The following is an 18,248-nucleotide window of genomic DNA, read 5'->3' as shown; positions in this document are numbered from 1 at the left end:
GTACTCGGCCGGTGTTTCGCGAAAGACACGGTGCTGCACCTTTGAGGCTTCATTGAACAAACCTCGGAAAGATGACCCTTATGCGCAAGCCAGGTCGGGAGTTTTCCACCAAAATCCCGGCGCCATGGAGGTCTGTGATAGCCTTTACCAGGCTGAGACCGAGCCCGCTGCCCGGCGATGTGCGGCTTTTTTCCAGCCTGTAGAGGCGGCGGAAGATGTTGCCGTGTTCCCGCTCCGGAATGCCGGGGCCGTTGTCTTCGACACTCGTCGTTATCGTGTCGGCATCTGCTTCACACCTGACCACAATATCGGTTCCGGCCGGACAATGGCGAATGGCGTTCTCGATGAGGTTGGCATACATCTGCGTCAGGAGTTCCCGATCGCCCAAAATGACCTCGTTGGGCTTACCAATGTTGGTTTTGAGCCGTTGGCCATTGTCCTCGGCGACGCTGGAATAGATGTCATCAAGGGACTGCAGCACATCGCCGAGGTCGACCTTGCCGAATCTGGACTTGCGGGCTCCCGCTTCGATCTGAGCAATCCGCAGCAGTGCCTCAAAGGTTTCATTAATGCGGTCGGCTTCCGAACTCGCGGCCTCAAGTTCCTGAATGACCGTCATGCCCGATGCCTGTTTCGCAAGTGCTTCGTCGACCGTCATTTTGAGGCGGTTGAGTGGGGATTTCAGGTCATGGGCTATGTCGGTGCTGACTTGCCGCATACCATCGACGGTCGCCGCCAGGCGGGCAAGGGCGTCGTTGATGTCGTGGGACAGCAAATCGACATCATCGCCGCGTCCGACGATTGGGACGCGTGCTCCGAGGTTTCCACGCGCTACATGTTCCATCGTGGTTCGAACGGCGCCAAAACGCCTTTGCACGCGCAGGGCAATCAATACGCCACCGCAAATTGCCAGCAGCAAGACGATGATGGAGGCCCAGCCGAAGCTTTGCAGCATGATCGCTTCAATGTTTTTGGTTTCCCGCTGACTGAGGCCGACGGTCAGGCGATTTCCGTCGACGGTGCCTGAGAAAATCCGGTATTGCTGGTGCTCTGGCAATTGCATCTTATCGCCGTCAACGTCGCTCCAACCCTCCGGAAATTTGAGGTTGGGAATATTGCCGGCAAGAACCTTTCCGGAGGGATCGACGAGCGAAAATACGCGCTGGCGGTCGTTGCTTGCTCTGCTGTAGGTTTCAACCGTAACCAGCAGGTCCTGGATGTCCTGATCGCCGTAGGCTGCGGCTATCACGGCAAAGGTCTCCTGGATCGTCTGATCCTGACGCTGTTGAAATTCCCATTTGACAAGCTGATAGATGATCAAGCCCGTCACCATGAACGCGCTGATGAACATCAGCGAGAAAATCAACGCCAGACGAAACGATGTGCTACGCAGAATGTTATCGCGGCGCATGCAACGAATAACCGGTGTTTCTGATCGTATGAAGGAGCGGAACGTCGAAGGGCTTGTCGATCTTGCCGCGGAGCCTGCTGATGTGCGTTTCGACCACGCTGGTCTTCGGGTCGAAATGGAAATCCCATACGCGTTCGAGAAGCATCGTCCTGGTGAGAACCCGGCCTTCGTTGCGGGCGAGAACTTCCAGCAGCGTGAATTCGCGCGGCTGCAGTTCGATCTCGACTCCGGCCCTGGTGACGCGGCGTTTCATCACGTCCATCGTCAGGTCGGCGACCTGCAGCATGGTCTTTTCGGAGACAGCGGGCGGACGGCGGGCGAGGGCGTTGATCCGCGCCAGAAGTTCGGAGAAGGCGAACGGTTTGACGAGGTAGTCGTCGGCGCCTGCCTCGAGACCTTCCACCCGGTCATCAATGCCTGCGATCGCGGTTAGAAAAAGCGCAGGCGTCTTGACGCCGGCGGCGCGCATTGAGCGCATGATCGACAGGCCGTCGAGACCGGGTAACATCCGGTCGATGATAAAGATGTCATAGGTCTCGCGGATGGCATGGAAAAGTCCGTCCTGTCCATCCGCGAGCATGTCGCAGACGTGTCCTGCTTCCCGCAGGCCGCGCGAGACGAATTCCCCAGTTTTGATGTCGTCTTCTATGAGCAGTATGCGCATGAAACGATCCGTTCCCCATGCCGGCAAAGACGCCGTTTTGAAGCGAGTTCATCCGCCGTGTGCCGGCGTCTCATTGCGACCGGCGTGTGCGAACATATCGATTACTGCAAACTCATTTCACCAACCTGAAGAGCAGGTCATTGCTCCGGGGAACCCTCGAGTTCCGCCTCCATAGGTTCTTGAGCCGCAGGTCTTTGGGCAAGCGTCATATAGAGCACCAGGCAAATGATCACAGCGAGGAAGAGCAGGCTGGTGACGGTCGTGCCGAAACCCAGGCCGCCATATTCCTGGGGCTGCGACAGCAGATCGCCGAACGAGGCGCCGAGCGGCCGCGTCAGAATATAGGCGAGCCAGAATGCCAGAATGGCGTTCAGTTTGAAGAAATAATAGGCAATCGCAATCACCGCGATGATGCCTCCGAAGAGGATGCCCGTCGTGAGATAGCCAAGCGCGAAGACTTCCGCCACCAGATCGCCCACCGCCGTTCCGAGAGCGAAGGTGAACAGGATAGCCAACCAATAGAAGGTCTCACGGCGCGTCGTGAAGATGGTATGGATCGACAACGTCCTCTCGACTGCGTACCAGACCGCAAAGGTCAGGGCGAGCGTGATCGTGAACGCTATCGCCGTGGTCTGAAGTGCGACCCCGAAATTGTCGACGAGATTGTCGGAGACCAATGTGCCGACGATGCTGATGAGAACGACGGCTGCCCAGTAGAAGGGCGGAACGTAAAGCTTTTGTGCAAACTGGAACACTAGGGCGACAAGTAGCACTGCGGTCATCAGCAGGGAGGTGACGGTCAGGCCGAGACCGAGATTGACGGCAAGATAATCGGCAGCCGTCTCACCCATGGTCACGGCCATCAGCTTGATCAGCCAGAAATCGATCGTGACCTCAGGAACGCGGTTCTGCTGAACCGGCGCCGTTTGAGCATGTGTCATCGGATTTCTCCAGTTGTGTGTGGCTTATTTGCCCATGATCTTCATGGCATCGGCCAAAAACTTGTCGGAGCGAGTGTCGTCGTCGGCATTGCAGCGCTCAATGGCCTTGGCTTCGAGGTCGTTGACCTTTGCCTTGTCGGCGTCGCTGAGCTTGGCGGTCGCCTTGGCTGCGCGCATATCCTTCAACATTTGTTCGCAGGGTGCGGCAGCAGCGTGTGCTTGGGACGCGACGAATCCGAGGCCAGCAACGGCGGTGAGTATGGTGGCGGCGATAATCTTTTTCATGAAAGACCCCTTTGTTCCCGCGGGCCGGTAGGCCCAAATTGATCGACCGGCGAAATCGTTCTCTGCCGGTGGGCAATCGATCTAGCGTGGCGCCTCTACAGCGGCCTTGCCGCCAGAATACGGTTTCGTAAGGTTGGGGCGGTCGCCAGTTACTCGGCATCGCTGAATGGCGCTGCCGGGCGAGGTTACGTATCCGTATGTTCCAGGCAATCTGGCTGCAAAACTGCGTGTTTACGTTGGATTTGTCGCCTCACACGGTGCGAATGCTCATTCGGCTTGAACGCTATGGAGTTTCGGCTCTGCCGTTCCGGCGCCGGAGAGGTGTTGGTGAAATAATCAAATCGAACGGATCAAGAAGATGAAAAGATCAGTCATCGTCGCAGCGGCAATATTTGCGATCGCTTTGTCGACTGGAGCCTTTGCAAAGGCAATTACCGATACGATCAAGAGTGTCGACAAGAAAGGCGACTCTATTACGCTGGCGAGCGGAAAGGTCTTCAAGCTGCCGGAGAAGATTGAAGTGGAACGCTTCAAGGCAGGTGAGAAGGTCAGAGTCAATTACTCGACCACGAAAGCCGGCAGAACGACGGTATCAAGTATCCATCCCGTTATGTAGGAGATACGAGGTTCAGGCGAGCATAGCCCCAAGGCTGCGTTGCATGGCGCGCTATCCAACGCGACGGATGGTCGCTTGGATCGACTGCGAACTCAACACCGGACCTCCAGCCTCGTTGCCACGAGCTGCGAATAATTCGTTCCCATCGGGTCGTTGAAGAACATGCTGGTGAGCGTTGCCTGATTCTGCGCGACAATCTCGTCGGGATTGGGCCGCACCACCTTGCGCTTGCAGCGGGCAAATGCCTCGCCGGAGGTGGCCATGTCACTGTCGGCGGCGAAATCGACCGCCGTATAAAGCGTGTTGTCGTAAATTCCGAAAATCGTCGTTCCTTTGAGGAAAGTCTTCTGCAGTGGCTTTAGGGAGAAAGTCAGTATTAGGGCGTCGTCCTTATAGTCCGCCCGTATTTCCTCCGGCTTCGCCATCGCAATGATTTTGCCGTTGCTGGTGACATTCGTATAGTAATCGTACTGCGCCAGGGAATTCTTGACCGTCTTGCCAACCGCCTTGAGCTCGCCTGCGTCGAGCGTCATGTTGCCGTTCTTGTCGAAATCCAAAAGCACCGACGAGGAAAAAACCTCGTCAAAGCGCCAGACGTTGCGAAGCTCGCTGATCGAGCCATCGGGTGCCGCGAGGACCTCGAATTTCGCGTCGATGAATATATGCGGGTGGGCAAGGGCCGGGACGGGCAGGAGCGACAGCATCGCGATCAGCAAAGTCGTTCGTCGTTTCATGCAGCCTTTACCCGTGACGTCTCTGCTATTCGAACGTCGACGTCTGAACTTCAATTGAGACTGATTTGAGACCTCGGAAGGTTGCAAATGCCCGCTACATTCAGTTGCGAATGGAGTGGCGAAGGGATTAGAGCCCCTCGGCAAGGTTTGCATTGTGCGGTTCCAGCCATTCGAGAGTAGCGCCCATCTGTCGATAAGCAATTGTTTTTTTTGAAATTAGCGTCGCGATAGCCACCGTATGCTGTGGCGTCATCGCAACAGTTATCAAAAATGGAATTGCATTCTGAAAGCCCCAAACAGCACGGGCGACTACACCACCAACGGCATCCTGGTGGTTGACGCCACCAACGGCGGCACGACGGCAGCGGCAGCCTTCTCCCTCGGAAATGCGGAGCTGCGCGCCGGAGCTTTCGACTACCGTCTTTTTCGCGGTGGTGTCGACGGCAGCAATGCGGACGATTGGTTCCTTCGCTCAACCTTTACTGGGGGGCAGGTAACGCCGCCGATCGTGTTGCCGGAACCGCCGGTCACGCCCCCAGGAGTGCTGCCGCCAGAGACGTTGCCGGAGGATTTGCCGCCCGTGTTGCCCCCGGGTCTATACCCGATCATCGGGCCAGAGATTGCGACTTACGGTGCGGTCCAGCCGACCGCCCGCCAGCTCGGGCTCGCAACACTAGGGACCTTACATGAGCGCATTGGCGACACGCTCGTAATCGGAAACGGTGAGGCTGATGGCGCGAGCCGGACAAGTTCCGTCTGGGGGCGCTTTTTCGGTGAGCAGATCAATAACCACTATCGCGCTTTCGCCGACCCCCGCACGGACGGTAACCTCGGCGGCTTTCAGACCGGTGTCGATCTTCTGCACGGCGAATGGCTACCCGGCCACAGTGACATCGCCGGCATCTATTTCGCCTATGGCCATGCCGATGTTGACGTAACCGGCCTCGTCACCAACGAAGCCGCGACGAATTACGAGCTGCGCAAGACCGGGAGCCTCAATCTTAACGGATGGTCTGGCGGCGCCTATTGGACGCACTACGGTCCGACAGGTTGGTATCTCGATGCGGTGCTACAGGGGACGGCCTACGAGGGCTCAGCATCAACAAGCTACACCAAACTTTCGACCAATGGTGCCGGCTTCGCCGCTTCGCTGGAAGCCGGCTATCCGATTCCCATTCCGGCGCTTGGTTCCGGTTTCGTGTTGGAGCCGCAGGCCCAAATCGTCTGGCAACATGTCTCGTTCGACGACGATAACGATGACTTCGGCGAGGTCGCGCTCGGCTCCACGTCTGGAGCGAGCGGGCGCATCGGGCTGCGCGGCCGTTGGACCATCGTCAGCGATGGCGGTCAGGTTTGGCAACCCTATCTGCGAGCGAACCTGTGGCAGGACTGGGGGGGCGCGGGCGACCACGACCTATTCCGGCGCCACTCGGGTTCCGTTGCTGGAAGAGGCAACGCGCGTCGATCTCAGCGCAGGGTTGACGACCAACATCAACGCCGGGCTGAGCCTCTACGCCCAGGCTGGCTACCAGTTCGCTGTTGGCGACACCAACGGTCACCAGCGGGACGGCGCCCAAGCAGATTTCGGTCTCCGTTACAGATGGTAGGTGGCCCAAGGCGGCAAGCTGGTGACAGGAGGCGGACGAAGTCGGCGGCACCCAGAAATTCGCGAAGATATCCTGCCGATGAGGCTGCTGAGGTTTGCGCTGAGGAGCGAGGGGGAACCACGGCCGTTGACGACGGCATATGCGAAGGCACGGCGGTCAGCCGGGTGCTCGACCGGCCGGAAGAGCACGATGAGGAAGGTATGAGCGAGGATGAGAGGTATGAGGCCGGTTTCGATGCGGGCCTGAAGTTGGTGCTGGACCTTCTGGACAAGCAAGACGGGCCGCGCCACGGCATGGAGGAAGCGGTGCTCGGGGTGAAGGACAATTTCGACACGCCATGGCCGCTTTCGAAACGAGCCCTGCTACGTATGCCTCAGGATCGCAATCATCGCAGTACTCAAGCGCGAGCACGATCCGGACTAGGAAGGCGGCCTGCGGCTATCTCTCGCCCTTGTGGATCGCTCGGCTGTAGCTTCTTTTACCGACGGGTTGCCGCGTCCTTCAACGCGGGCGTGGAGCGAATGACAAACTTTTCGATCTCCACGACGAGGAAAAAGAAGAGCCCACCCACGATGAGCCAGAGCCAAACCGATGGAGGCAAGGCCTCGGTGTCGAAGATGGCGTGGAGCGGCGGCGCATAAGTGAAGAGAAGTTGCAGAACCACGACCCCGCCTATGCCGTACCAAAGATAGGGATTGCCCAAATGGGCGCGCACGGACAGCGACGAATCGAGCAGATAACGGCTGTTGAGAAGGTAGTAGACCTGCCCGAGAGTAATAGCGTTGACGGCAGCAGTGCGCGCCATCTGGTCCGAAGCGCCTTGCCCCTTCATCCAGAAGAATGCCGCAAGCGTATAGAGGACGAGCGCAGCACCCACGAAGAGAATGCGCCAGATACCGAAGCCGGTGACGATTGGTCGGTCGACCGAGCGGGGCGGGCGTCCCATCACATCAGCCTCATGGGGCTCGAACGAAATGACAAGGCCGAGCGCGACCGAGGTGACCATGTTCACCCACAGCACCTGCGGTGCCGTGATCGGCAGCGTAAAGGCGAACAGGATCGCAATCGCGATCACCGCGCCCTGAGCGACATTGGTGGGTAGCAGGAAAAGCATCGCCTTCTCGATGTTGTTGTAGACCGTGCGGCCCTCCTTTACGGCCGCTGAGATCGAGGCAAAATTGTCGTCGGCGAGAATCATTCCCGCTGCCTCTTTCGTCACCTCGGTTCCCTTGATGCCCATCGCGACGCCAATATCGGCCTTCTTGAGCGCCGGCGCGTCATTGACGCCATCTCCGGTCATGGCGACAATTTGACCATTGACTTGGATCGCCTTCACAAGCCTGAGTTTGTGCTCGGGGCTGGCGCGGGCGAAGACGTCCACGTCGCGCACGCATGCCTGCAGCGCCGCATCGTTCATCGCTTCGATCTCCGTGCCCGCCACGGCAGTCTTGCCATCGCCTATGCCGAGCATCTTGGCGATCGCTGCCGCCGTGATCTTGTGGTCGCCCGTGATCATCGTCACGCGGATACCGCCGCCATGGCATTCCCGCACGGCGTCGATCGCCTCCTTGCGGGGAGGGTCCATAAGGCCCACGAAACCGATTAATATCAGGGTCCTCGGCAAGTCCGCCGGCCCGAGGCTGCCGGCGCGGAGGTCAGGGTTCGGCAGCCATGCCAAGCCCAGCACGCGCTCCCCCTGCGCGGCTAGCCGGTCACCTTCCCGAACAAAGCGGTCACGATCGAGCGGTGCCGGACCGCTCGCCGCCTGTTGCCGATCGCTATGATCGAGGATCACTTCCGGCGCGCCCTTGACCAGCAGTACGTCGCCGTCCGCTGAACGGTTGAGGGTTGCCATGAACTTGTGCTCGGATTCGAAGGGGATCGCATCGATGCGGGGCGCGGCTGCCACTTCCGTGGCACGATCAATGCCAAGCTTGGTTGCGAAGGGATAAAGCGCGCCCTCGGTCGGGTCTCCCTCCACTTTCCATTTTCCCTCCTCCTCGAAGAGCTCGGCGTCGTTGCACAGAGCAGACACGCGGCCCATCAACGCGAGCGCTTGCGGCAGGATGCTGACTGACTCGCCGGCGGTCTTGACCTCGCCTTCGGGCGCATAGCCGTTGCCACTGACCTCATAGGTCGCATCCGCAGTCACCACGGAGGCCACCATCATTTCCATCAGGGTCAGCGTTCCGGTCTTGTCCGAGCAGATGCGCGAGACGGACCCCAGCGTCTCGACCGCGGGCAGGCGGCGGATGATTGCATTGCGCTGGGCCATGCGCTGCACGCCGATGGCGAGCGTTATCGTGATCAGAGCGGGCAGACCTTCAGGGATCAGCGACACCGCGATGCCGACGACGGCCTGGAACAGCTCGACAAAGGACATGTGTCCGAGCCAATGGCCCCAGGAGAAGAGCAGCACGCTGATGACGCCGATAGCTGCCGTGATGACGTAGCCGAACTTCTTGATCTGGCGCAGCAGCGGCGTCTCGAGCGCACTGACGTCTGCCAGCATCTGATTGATGCGGCCGAGTTCCGTCTGGCTGCCGGTCGCTACAACGATACCAGTTGCCCGGCCCGACACCACCATGGTGCCGGAGAAGGCCATGTTTTCCCGGTCGCCGACCGTAGCCTTGGCTGATACCGGAGCCGTGGTCTTCTCGGCCGGGACGGATTCGCCGGTGAGGGCAGCCTCTTCCGTGCGCAGGTTCCTGGCATCGATCAGGCGCATGTCCGCTGGGATCTTGTCACCCGATTCCAGGAGCACGATGTCGCCGGGAACAAGTTCCTCGGCCGATATTAGGCGCGTCGCCCCACTACGCAAAACGCGCGCCTCTGCCGACAGCATGCTGCGGATCGAATCGAGTGCCCTTTCCGCCCGTCCCTCCTGTAGAAAGCCCAGGAGCGAGTTGAGTATAACGACGGCAAAAATGATCGAGGCGTCGAGCCATAGGCTCAGCATCAGTTTGACGAAGCCGGCCGCCAACAGGACATAGATAAGAATATTGTTGAACTGGGCGAGAAACCGCATCAGCGGCCCCTTCTTCTTGCCCTGCGGCAGGCGATTCGGCCCGTGAGTCTTAAGCCGCTCGGCAGCCCCCGCCGCGTCGAGGCCGCGTCCGGGATCAACGCGAAGCTGGCTTTCTACCTGTTGCGCCGTTATCGCATGCCACGACACAGAATCCGTACCCAAACCTGAGGTCTCATCCGATCTCATTTTTGTTCCCCTTTCCCGTGTGTCCCTTCCGACTCGAGTTCCTGGCGCGCCGCCGCGAGATTCTTCATCTTCTCCGGCGTGATTTTGGGATATGCGAGGTCCAGCTTCTCCACTGCCTCCACGATCGCCGCTGCGACGACGAGCCGCGTGAACCATTTGTTGTCGGCGGGCACGACGAACCATGGCGCCTCTTCGCAGGCCGTGGCACGGATCGCGTCGTCATAGGCCTGCATGTAGTCTTTCCAGTATCGCCGCTCGCGAACGTCGGACCCGGAGAACTTCCAGTTCTTCTCTGGCTTGTCGAGGCGGCGCATGAACCGCTTTTTCTGCTCTTCGTTCGAGAGGTTCAAATAGAATTTGAGGACGACCACGCCCTGGCGGGTCAGGTAGTCCTCAAAGCGCGCGATGTCGGCAAGCCGCTCTTCAAAGACATTCTTGCCGACAAAGCACGGTGGGATCTTTTGCGCGTCAAGCAATTCCGGGTGCACGCGCACCACGAGGACTTCCTCGTAATAGGACCGATTGAAGATGCCTATCCGCCCGCGCTCGGGAATGTTCTTGGCATAGCGCCAGAGGAAATCGTGCGAGATCTCTTTGTTCGAAGGCTGTTTGAACGAGACGACATCGCACCCCTGCGGATTGACCCGCGACATGACATGCTTGATCGTACCGTCCTTTCCAGCCGCATCTAGCGCCTGGAACACAAGCAGCAGGGTCCAGGAATCCTGCGCATAGAGAATATCTTGCTCCATCGCGAGCCATTCCGAACCGCGATCGAGAAGTTGCGCCGCTTCCTGCTTGCCCATTTTGAGCCCCAGCGTATCTGCGGGATCGAAATCACGTAGGCGAAAATTACTGCCGTTGGTGACACGGAACGGATCCGTGTATTTTTTCATGGCATCTATTATTTCTTGCCGAGCCATAGACCGCTCCTCCCAGACGATCGTCACACGAGAAGAAGGCTCGCCCTTTCAACCAATGTCAATCTGCTCCCCGCCACCAAACCGTGGCCGAACAAACGGGGCTCGTTAGGAGCAGCTTAAAATCCTGCACTCAGGCCGTAATGGAGCGGGAACATTTGCCGCGAATCCGCAGATCAGTAGACCGAAAAACGCTTATGTCGCGATTGCCTGTTTGCTTGAAAAGGCAGGACACACCGCCTCAGACCGGCGTTAATGGCTGCCTCCACGGTCTCTTTGTCGGCGGGCTACGGGTCGCCGAATAGGCACGCATGCCCAACTAGTTGAGCAGTGTTTTGGCCGTTTTTTGGATGGCGACACACAGATGTAACAACAAAGCCGCCTTGCGGCGGCTTTTGTTATGTACTTGATTTTCTTAAGAAAACTGGAGCGGGCGAAGGGATTTGAACCCTCGACCCCAACCTTGGCAAGGTTGTGCTCTACCCCTGAGCTACACCCGCTCATATCCGCAGCCGTCCGGGGTAGTGTGTTGGACCGCTGGGCGTCGTCTTGCGGCGACGGGCGCTATATGGCCTAACCGTTTTTCAAATGCAACAGGGAAATGACGAAGTCGCGAAGAAAAATCCGGATTTTTTAGATTATCCGCAGCAAAGACCTGGAACGGCTGGCTATGTCGCCTGGAAGATTGCAAAGGATTTGCGAGCGACGTATCAGGAGCGGGTTATTTTTATCGCGAGACAGCCATGACAGAAAACAGCCCGAAAAACCGCGACGATCTTTTCCGTTTTCTGGATGGTCTTGGCATTTCCCATAGCACCAAGGATCATGCGCCGGTGTTTACCGTTGCCGAATCGGTGTCGTTGCGTGACGAGATCCCCGGCGGCCACACCAAGAACCTGTTCGTGAAGGACAAGAAGGATAATTTCTTCCTGTTGACGGTCGAGGAGAATGCCACCGTCGATTTGAAGACGGTGCACACGCTGATCGGCGCCGCCAGCAAAGTCTCCTTTGGCAAGCCCGAAAAACTGCTAGAATATCTGGGCGTCATTCCGGGCTCGGTGACTGCTTTCGGCGCGATCAATGATACCGGCAGGAACGTGACCTTCATCCTCGATGCCGAATTGATGGAACACGACATCGTCAATTGCCATCCGTTGTCGAACGATGCGACGACCTCAATTGCCAGCAGCGATCTCCTGCGCTTCATGGAAGCGACGGGTCATACGCCGCTAGTCTTGAAAGTGACGGCCTGACACACGATTTTAACGCTGCGATTAGAGCGAGATGACTTGTCTTCGAATTGTCCTGTCGCTCAGGCAATTTCATTGAGCGTGATTTTATCCAAAATTCGCTTCGTTCTTTTTGGAATCATGCTTTAAAGGTCCAGAATGCCGGTAAGCGGGAGATACTCATGAGCGGTTCGAACAATCCCTATAACGCTTCTTTCGGCGGCCAGATGTCGGCCTCGGCATCCTATGGTGCTGCACCTGTGTCATCCGGCAGCGCTTCACCCATAAAGGACACCACGACGGCGAATTTCGCCCGGGATGTCATCGAGGAGTCGCGCAACCAGCCGGTGCTGGTGGATTTCTGGGCGCCCTGGTGTGGCCCGTGCAAGCAATTGACGCCGGTTCTCGAAAAGGTCGTCAATGAGGGCAAAGGCCGCGTCAAGCTGGTCAAGATGAACATCGACGATCATCCGGCCATTCCCGGTCAGCTCGGCATTCAATCTATTCCGGCCGTCATCGCCTTCGTCAACGGCCGTCCGGCCGACGGTTTCATGGGCGCTATCCCGGAAAGCCAGGTTCGTCAGTTCGTCGATCGTCTTGGAGGCCCGGCTGACGGTGCGGGCGATCAGGCGGCGGAAATCGAAGCGATTTTGGAAGAGGCAGCCGGTCTTCTGGCAGGGGGCGATATCAATGGCGCCGCCGAGCTGTTCGGAGCGGTGCTGCAGGCCGACCCGGAAAACGCCAAGGCGCTTGCCGGCATGGCCGAATGCATGATCGCGGCCGGCCAGAGCCAGCGGGCGCGCGAGGCGCTAACGGATCTGCCGGAAACGCTTGCCAACGACGCCGGCATCCGGGCCGTGGTGAAGAAGCTCGATCAGATCGAAGAAGCCCGCAAGCTCGGCGATCCGGTCGCGCTCGAGCATGAGCTGGCGACCAATCCCGACAATCACGAGCAGCGCGTCAAACTCGCCAAGATTCGCAATGTCGAAGGCAAGCGCGACGAGGCGGCCGAGCATCTGCTGACGATCATGCGCCGCGACCGCGCCTTCGACGACGACGGTGCGCGCCGTCAGCTGCTCCAATTCTTCGAGGTTTGGGGTCCGAAGGATCCGGCAACGATCGCCGCGCGGCGCAAGCTTTCGTCCATCCTGTTTTCTTGAGGCGTGGCGCGTTTGAGGGGCGCGATCGTTCCATCCGGGGCATCGTGCCTACCTCTGATGTAGTTGAGGGCAAAATGCCTCGAAGTTTCGCCCGGAAATGCTCTTGTGTTTTCAGGAGAGGGGCCCACATTGTCCTTTGGCGCGGAGTGTGACGGGATAATCGCCGCTGAGGTATCGTTCCTGCGTGTCTTATCGCGATGCGCGACGCAGTGATGTAGTGGGACGGAAATCATGCAAGTCGGCAATGCCAGATATCTGAAGCCAAGCGACCTGCCGGAATCGGTGGTTGTGTTCCCCCTGTCCGGTGCTCTGCTTCTACCCACCGGCCAATTGCCGCTCAATATCTTCGAGCCGCGATATCTCTCCATGTTCGATTCGGCGATCGCCGGCAACCGGCTGGTCGGCATCGTGCAGCCGGCGCTCAGCGAGTCGCCGGAAACGACACATCTTTCGCGTGTCGGCTGCCTTGGGCGTATCACATCTTTTGCCGAAACCGGCGATGGCCGCTATATCACCTCGCTGACAGGCATTTGCCGCTTCCGGCTGATGGACGAGATCATCACCCATAATCCGTACCGCACCTTCCGGATCACGCCCTTCATTTCTGATCTCAAGTCGCGAGACGAGGAAGACAGTGTCGATCGCTCGGCGCTCCTGTCCGCGTTCCGGGCCTATCTCGACGCCAACAAGCTGGAGGCGGATTGGGAGAGCGTGGAACGCGCCAGCAACATGACGCTGGTGAATTCACTGGCAATGATGGCGCCCTTCGATCCGGCCGAGAAACAGGCGCTTCTTGAGGCGCCCGACCTGAAGACAAGGGCGGAAACCTTCATCGCCATCATCGAGATCGTGCTCGCCCGCTTCGGCGACACGGATTCCGTACTACAATAGGGGTTTGCAATGGACATCACCGTCAGCAAAGTGGACCCGAAGCTGCTCGATCTGCTCGTCTGCCCCCTGACCAAGGGGCGCCTGAGTTACGATCGCGATAAGAACGAGCTGGTGTCGGAAAAGGCGCGCCTCGCCTATCCCATCCGCGACGGCATTCCGATCATGCTGATTTCGGAAGCGCGGCGTATGGAGGATTGACGCGAGGCTCCCTTGGTAACCTTATTCAGATCGCCTCGCCGGCGAGAAGCCGCGGATTGTCCCTGGCAGCCGTGCCGGCAGCCTGGCCAATGAAGTAGGATTTGAGTTTCGGCAGTCGGTCGACGAGGCCGAGGCCGATATCGCGGGCGACGCGTACCGGCGTGATGTCGTTGGAAAACAGCCGGTTCAGCACGTCGGTGGTCACCCCCATGCGGAAGGTGTCGAAACGTCGCCAGGTCTGGTAGCGCTCGAGGATGTTGATCGAGCCGATATCGAGCCCAAGACGGTCGGCTTCGACCACGGTTTCGGCGAGCGCCGCAACATCCTTGAAGCCGAGATTGAGGCCCTGACCGGAAATGGGATGGATGCCGTGGGCCGCGTCGCCGGCCAGCGCAAAGCGCGGCGCGACGAAGGAGCGGGCAAGCGTCAGGCCGAGCGGGAAGGCGCGGCGGTCGCCGACCGTGTGCAACGCGCCGAGCTTGTGGCCGAAACGGCGCTCCAGCTCCTCTTCGAACACCAGATCGTCGGAGGCGACAAGCCGCTCGGCGTCTGGCGTGCGCTCGGTCCAGACGAGCGAGGCGCGATTGTTTTTCAGCGGCAGGATGGCGAAGGGGCCGGAGGGTAGGAAATGTTCCTCGGCGCAACCATTGTGCGGCCGCTCGTGCTCGACGGTCACGACGATGCCGGACTGGCCGTAATCCCAGCTTACGGTCTTGATGCCCGCCATGTCGCGGAGTTTGGAACGCACGCCATCGCAGGCCACCAGCAGACGCGCTTCCAACGCGCTGCCGTCCGAGAGCGTTAGCGTAACGTTGGCGTCTTCCGTCTTGAAGTCCGTTGCGCTGGCACCGTGGCAAATCGTTATGCCGAGTCGTTCACAAGCGCCCCGCAGCGCGCCGACCATGGCAAGGTTCGGAACCATATGAGCGAAGGGTTGACCTTCCTCGATTTCGCCGTCGAAAGTGAGGAATACCGGACGCACGGGGTCGATTGTGCGTGAATCGGTGACGATCATTCTGGTGATCGGCTCTGCTTCCGGCTTGATCTCCTCCCAAACGCCAAAGACTTCCAGCATCTTCGTGGCAGCGGCGATGATCGCCGAAGCGCGCATATCTTTTTTCCACGCAGTTTCCGCGGCTGCCTCTATGACCATGACGTCAAGATGGGGCGCTGCCTGCTTGACCGCGACCGCGGCGGCAAGACCCACATAACCGCCACCCACTACCAGCATGTCCAACATAACGCTTCCCCGTGTCCGACTGTCGTTTCCTGTTCTATATAGAGCATCCCATTCGCCGTTCCTACCTTCGGAGTTCATTCAAAATGTCGCGCGAGAACGAGAAACTGACCGCCATGCAAGTGACGCTCGCGACGCTGGATCTGGAAACGATCGAGATGAATTTGTTTCGCGGCAACAGCCCAAAGGTCGGCTGGCAGCGCGTCTTCGGTGGGCAGGTCATCGGCCAGGCGCTGATGGCGGCGCAGCGAACCGTGGCAGACGATCGTTTCGTGCATTCGCTGCACGCCTATTTCATGCTCCCCGGCGATCCCGCCGTCCCTATCCTCTATGAGGTCGACCGCCTGCGGGACGGCTCGAGTTTCAATACGCGCCGCGTTCTGGCGATTCAGCACGGCAAGGCGATCTTTGCGATGACGGCTTCCTTCCAGATCGAAGAGCCTGGATTCGAGCATCAGGGCGAGATGCCGAAGGTGCCCGCTCCGGAAGAACTGATGGACGAACAGCAGATCAAGGAACGCTATCTCGCCAACGCGCCGGAAAATGTGCGCCGCTATTGGGAGCGGAAGCGCGCCATCGAAATCCGGCCGGTGTCTCTCGATCGCTATTTCTCGCGTTCGCAGCCCAGCGAGCGTCAGGATATCTGGGTTCGCCTGACCGGACCGATGCCGGACGACCGGCTCTACCAGAACGCCGTGCTTGCCTATCTTTCGGACATGACGCTCATCGACGCGGCGCTGCATGCGCATGGCACGTCGGTCTTCGACCCGAGGCTGCAGGTCGCGAGCCTCGACCATGCCATGTGGTTTCACCGGCCGTTCAAGCTCGACGACTGGCTGCTCTATACCCAGGATAGTCCGAGTGCCTCAGGCGCGCGAGGGCTGGCCCGCGGTAGTCTTTTTACGAGATCCGGTGTCCTGATTGCGTCGGTTGCGCAGGAGGGGCTGATTCGTAAAAAGGCAAATGATTAATTTTTGCGCAAAATTATAAAATTGCTATTAATTTAGGCGCATGAAGCGTCGATAGATGCCGTTTTAATAGCGGCCTAAAGTAAATCCTTTAAAATTCAACTGGTTATGGACGTGTCATGAATCTGGCACGGGCCTTGAATGTGTATGGCCGGTCGCTACTGAAGCATTTGTCGGCGGCAAGGAGAGTCGGCTCGGCGCCGAGGGTAAAAAGGATGGGAAACCAGATGAAAATTGTGATGGCCATTATCAAGCCGTTCAAGCTCGACGAGGTCCGTGAGGCCCTCACGGCTGTCGGCATCCAGGGCCTGACTGTGACTGAAGTGAAGGGCTACGGACGCCAGAAGGGGCATACCGAAATCTATCGCGGCACCGAATATGCGGTCAGCTTCCTGCCGAAGCTGAAGATCGAAGTCGCGGTCGCATCCGAAATCGTCGACATGGCAGTGGAAGCCATCGCGTCGTCCGCCAAGACTGGTCAGATCGGCGACGGCAAAATATTCGTCTACTCGATTGACCATGCCGTGCGCATCCGTACGGGCGAAACCGATTCAGAAGCGCTGTAAGAGCGGCCGATCAGGGAGTTATCTGCAATGACATCTACTAAGCTTTCCTCCACGCTTGCACGGGTAGGCACGCTTTCCGCGGCCTTGCTCGCTCCGGCGATTGCCTTTGCGCAGCAAGCCGCGCCGGCCGCGGCCCCGGCCGCCGCTGCGGCAGCACCCGCGATCACCATGGACAAGGGTGACAATACCTGGATGCTTGTTTCCACGGTCCTCGTCCTCCTGATGACCATTCCGGGCCTGGCACTGTTCTACGGCGGACTCGTCCGCGCCAAGAACATGCTGTCCGTTCTCATGCAGGTCTTCATGATCACCGCGATGGTGATGATCATCTGGTGCGTCTACGGCTACTCGCTCGCCTTCACTGATGGCGGCGCGCTCAACAGTTTTGTCGGTGGCTTCTCCAAGGCTTTCCTTGCCGGTGTTAGCACCGACTCGAAGGATCTCGTCGAAACCTTCACCAAGGGCGTCGGCATTCCTGAGCTCACCTATGTCTGCTTCCAGATGACCTTCGCCTGCATTACGCCGGCCCTGATCGTCGGCGCCTTCGCCGAGCGCATCAAGTTCTCGGCCGTCATGCTCTTCGTCTTCCTGTGGGTCACCTTCGTTTACTTCCCGATCGCCCACATGGTTTGGTACTGGGGTGGTCCGAGCTCTTACTCGGCTCCGTCGGGCATGGTCTATGGCTTTGGTGCGCTCGACTTCGCCGGCGGCACGGTCGTCCACATCAATGCTGGTATTGCCGGTCTGGTCGGCGCGATCATGCTTGGCAAGCGCACCGGCTACAAGAAGGAGATCATGGCGCCGCATTCGATGACGCTCACCATGGTCGGTGCATCGCTGCTGTGGGTCGGCTGGTTCGGCTTCAACGCCGGCTCCAACCTGGAAGCAAATGCTTACGCTTCGCTTGCTATGATCAACACCTTCGTCGCAACCGCTGCTGCGGCTCTGTCCTGGTGTGTCGTTGAGACTTTCACGCGCGGCAAGGCATCGATGCTCGGTGCAGCTTCGGGTGCCGTCGCCGGTCTCGTTGCCGTGACGCCCGCCGCAGGCTTTGCCGGCCCGATGGGCTCCATCGTCCTCGGTATCCTCGTTTCGCCGATCTGCTACTTCTTCGTCGACGTCGTAAAGAACAAGTTCAACTACGACGACAGCCTTGACGTCTTCGGCGTCCATTGCATCGGTGGTATATTCGGCGCTCTGATGACCGGTATCCTGGTCAATCCGGCTCTTGGCGGCGCAGGCATCGTCGACTACTCGACGGCTGACTTCGCAGCTTCCTATCCGGGCACCGCGACGCAGTTGCTCAGCCAGCTGAAGGCCGTACTCACCACGCTGCTGTGGTCCGGCATTGGCTCGGCGATCCTCTACAAGATCGTCGACATCATTATCGGCCTGCGCGTAACGCCCGAAGCCGAGCGCGAAGGTCTCGACCTCGCTTCTCATGGCGAAGCTGCTTACCACGCTTCTTAAATCCGGAGATTGCGGCGGCGGGTCAATGCTCCCGGCGCCGCTGAACATCCCGTCGCGGCCTATTTCATTGAAATAAGTCGCTCTTGGCCCGGACTTTGGTTCGGGCCTTTTTTATGCGCGGTCGTTCGCCCGTTTGC

General features: G+C 59.0%; 16 protein-coding genes, 1 tRNA gene and 1 pseudogene. 9 read left to right on the top strand and 9 right to left on the bottom strand.

From position 1 onward, the window contains the following. Positions 1–49: 49 nt before the first annotated feature. From PY650_RS00340 to PY650_RS00325, 4 genes are all read right to left on the bottom strand, one after another. Entirely contained in the window at positions 50–1,411 is a 1,362-nt protein-coding gene (locus tag PY650_RS00340) for a sensor histidine kinase (RefSeq protein WP_285877092.1), read from the bottom strand. Next, positions 1,398–2,075, bottom strand: a complete 678-nt coding sequence (locus tag PY650_RS00335) for a winged helix-turn-helix domain-containing protein (protein WP_285877091.1) — start codon at positions 2,073–2,075, stop codon at positions 1,398–1,400. Before PY650_RS00335 ends, PY650_RS00340 begins: the two co-directional genes overlap by 14 nt. A gap of 137 nt (positions 2,076–2,212) precedes the next feature. Beyond that, entirely contained in the window at positions 2,213–3,016 is an 804-nt protein-coding gene (locus PY650_RS00330; RefSeq protein WP_285877090.1) for a COG4705 family protein, read from the bottom strand. Positions 3,017–3,040: 24 nt separating this feature from the next. Continuing rightward, positions 3,041–3,301, bottom strand: a complete 261-nt coding sequence (locus PY650_RS00325) for a hypothetical protein (protein ID WP_285877089.1) — start codon at positions 3,299–3,301, stop codon at positions 3,041–3,043. Positions 3,302–3,659: 358 nt separating this feature from the next. On the opposite strand from PY650_RS00325, the gene PY650_RS00320 reads away from it, so the two are divergent. Then, positions 3,660–3,917 (top strand): DUF1344 domain-containing protein, encoded by a 258-nt coding sequence (locus PY650_RS00320; RefSeq protein WP_285877088.1) that lies wholly within the window; start codon positions 3,660–3,662, stop codon positions 3,915–3,917. A gap of 92 nt (positions 3,918–4,009) precedes the next feature. Here PY650_RS00320 and PY650_RS00315 read toward each other — a convergent pair whose 3' ends face one another. After that, entirely contained in the window at positions 4,010–4,651 is a 642-nt protein-coding gene (locus PY650_RS00315) for a DUF1007 family protein (RefSeq protein ID WP_285877087.1), read from the bottom strand. Between the two features lie 238 nt (positions 4,652–4,889). Between PY650_RS00315 and PY650_RS00310 the strand changes: the two are divergent. Further along, positions 4,890–6,005, top strand: a pseudogene (locus tag PY650_RS00310) (autotransporter family protein); the annotation flags it as partial. 731 nt (positions 6,006–6,736) lie between these two features. On the opposite strand, the gene PY650_RS00305 reads toward PY650_RS00310, so the two are convergent. From PY650_RS00305 to PY650_RS00295, 3 genes are all read right to left on the bottom strand, one after another. After that, positions 6,737–9,472 (bottom strand): cation-transporting P-type ATPase, encoded by a 2,736-nt coding sequence (locus PY650_RS00305; protein ID WP_285877086.1) that lies wholly within the window; start codon positions 9,470–9,472, stop codon positions 6,737–6,739. Then, a complete protein-coding gene (locus PY650_RS00300) occupies positions 9,469–10,368 on the bottom strand; it encodes a polyphosphate kinase 2 family protein (protein WP_285877085.1) in 900 nt (299 codons plus the stop codon). The genes PY650_RS00305 and PY650_RS00300 overlap by 4 nt, the downstream gene beginning before the upstream one ends. 449 nt (positions 10,369–10,817) lie before the next feature. Beyond that, positions 10,818–10,892, bottom strand: a tRNA-Gly gene (locus PY650_RS00295). Positions 10,893–11,135: 243 nt separating this feature from the next. Here PY650_RS00295 and PY650_RS00290 point away from each other — a divergent pair. From PY650_RS00290 to PY650_RS00275, 4 genes are all read left to right on the top strand, one after another. Beyond that, entirely contained in the window at positions 11,136–11,645 is a 510-nt protein-coding gene (locus tag PY650_RS00290) for a prolyl-tRNA synthetase associated domain-containing protein (protein WP_285877084.1), read from the top strand. Between the two features lie 158 nt (positions 11,646–11,803). Then, positions 11,804–12,781, top strand: coding sequence for a thioredoxin (gene trxA, locus PY650_RS00285; protein ID WP_285877083.1), 978 nt, complete (start codon positions 11,804–11,806; stop codon positions 12,779–12,781). A 231-nt stretch (positions 12,782–13,012) separates the two neighbouring features. Then, positions 13,013–13,672, top strand: coding sequence for an LON peptidase substrate-binding domain-containing protein (locus PY650_RS00280; RefSeq protein ID WP_285877082.1), 660 nt, complete (start codon positions 13,013–13,015; stop codon positions 13,670–13,672). A 9-nt stretch (positions 13,673–13,681) separates the two neighbouring features. Further along, a complete protein-coding gene (locus PY650_RS00275) occupies positions 13,682–13,870 on the top strand; it encodes a Trm112 family protein (protein ID WP_285877081.1) in 189 nt (62 codons plus the stop codon). 25 nt (positions 13,871–13,895) lie between these two features. On the opposite strand, the gene PY650_RS00270 is transcribed toward PY650_RS00275, so the two are convergent. Then, complete coding sequence (locus PY650_RS00270; protein ID WP_285877080.1) at positions 13,896–15,110, bottom strand: ubiquinone biosynthesis hydroxylase; 1,215 nt, start codon at positions 15,108–15,110, stop codon at positions 13,896–13,898. 83 nt (positions 15,111–15,193) lie between these two features. Here PY650_RS00270 and tesB point away from each other — a divergent pair, with 83 nt between their 5' ends. The 3 genes from tesB (at position 15,194) to PY650_RS00255 (ending at position 18,111) form a co-directional block, all read left to right on the top strand. Continuing rightward, positions 15,194–16,078 (top strand): acyl-CoA thioesterase II, encoded by an 885-nt coding sequence (gene tesB / locus PY650_RS00265; protein ID WP_285877079.1) that lies wholly within the window; start codon positions 15,194–15,196, stop codon positions 16,076–16,078. Between the two features lie 212 nt (positions 16,079–16,290). Next, complete coding sequence (locus PY650_RS00260) at positions 16,291–16,641, top strand: P-II family nitrogen regulator (protein ID WP_285868609.1); 351 nt, start codon at positions 16,291–16,293, stop codon at positions 16,639–16,641. A 27-nt stretch (positions 16,642–16,668) separates the two neighbouring features. Next, positions 16,669–18,111: an ammonium transporter gene (locus tag PY650_RS00255; RefSeq protein ID WP_285877078.1), complete on the top strand. Its 1,443-nt coding sequence runs from the start codon at positions 16,669–16,671 to the stop codon at positions 18,109–18,111. Positions 18,112–18,248 lie beyond the last annotated feature (137 nt).

The organism is Martinezella calliandrae, assembly GCF_030272695.1.
GTDB classification, from domain to species: Bacteria; Pseudomonadota; Alphaproteobacteria; order Rhizobiales; family Rhizobiaceae; genus Rhizobium; species Rhizobium calliandrae.
This window is presented reverse-complemented; position numbering and strand designations above follow the sequence as displayed.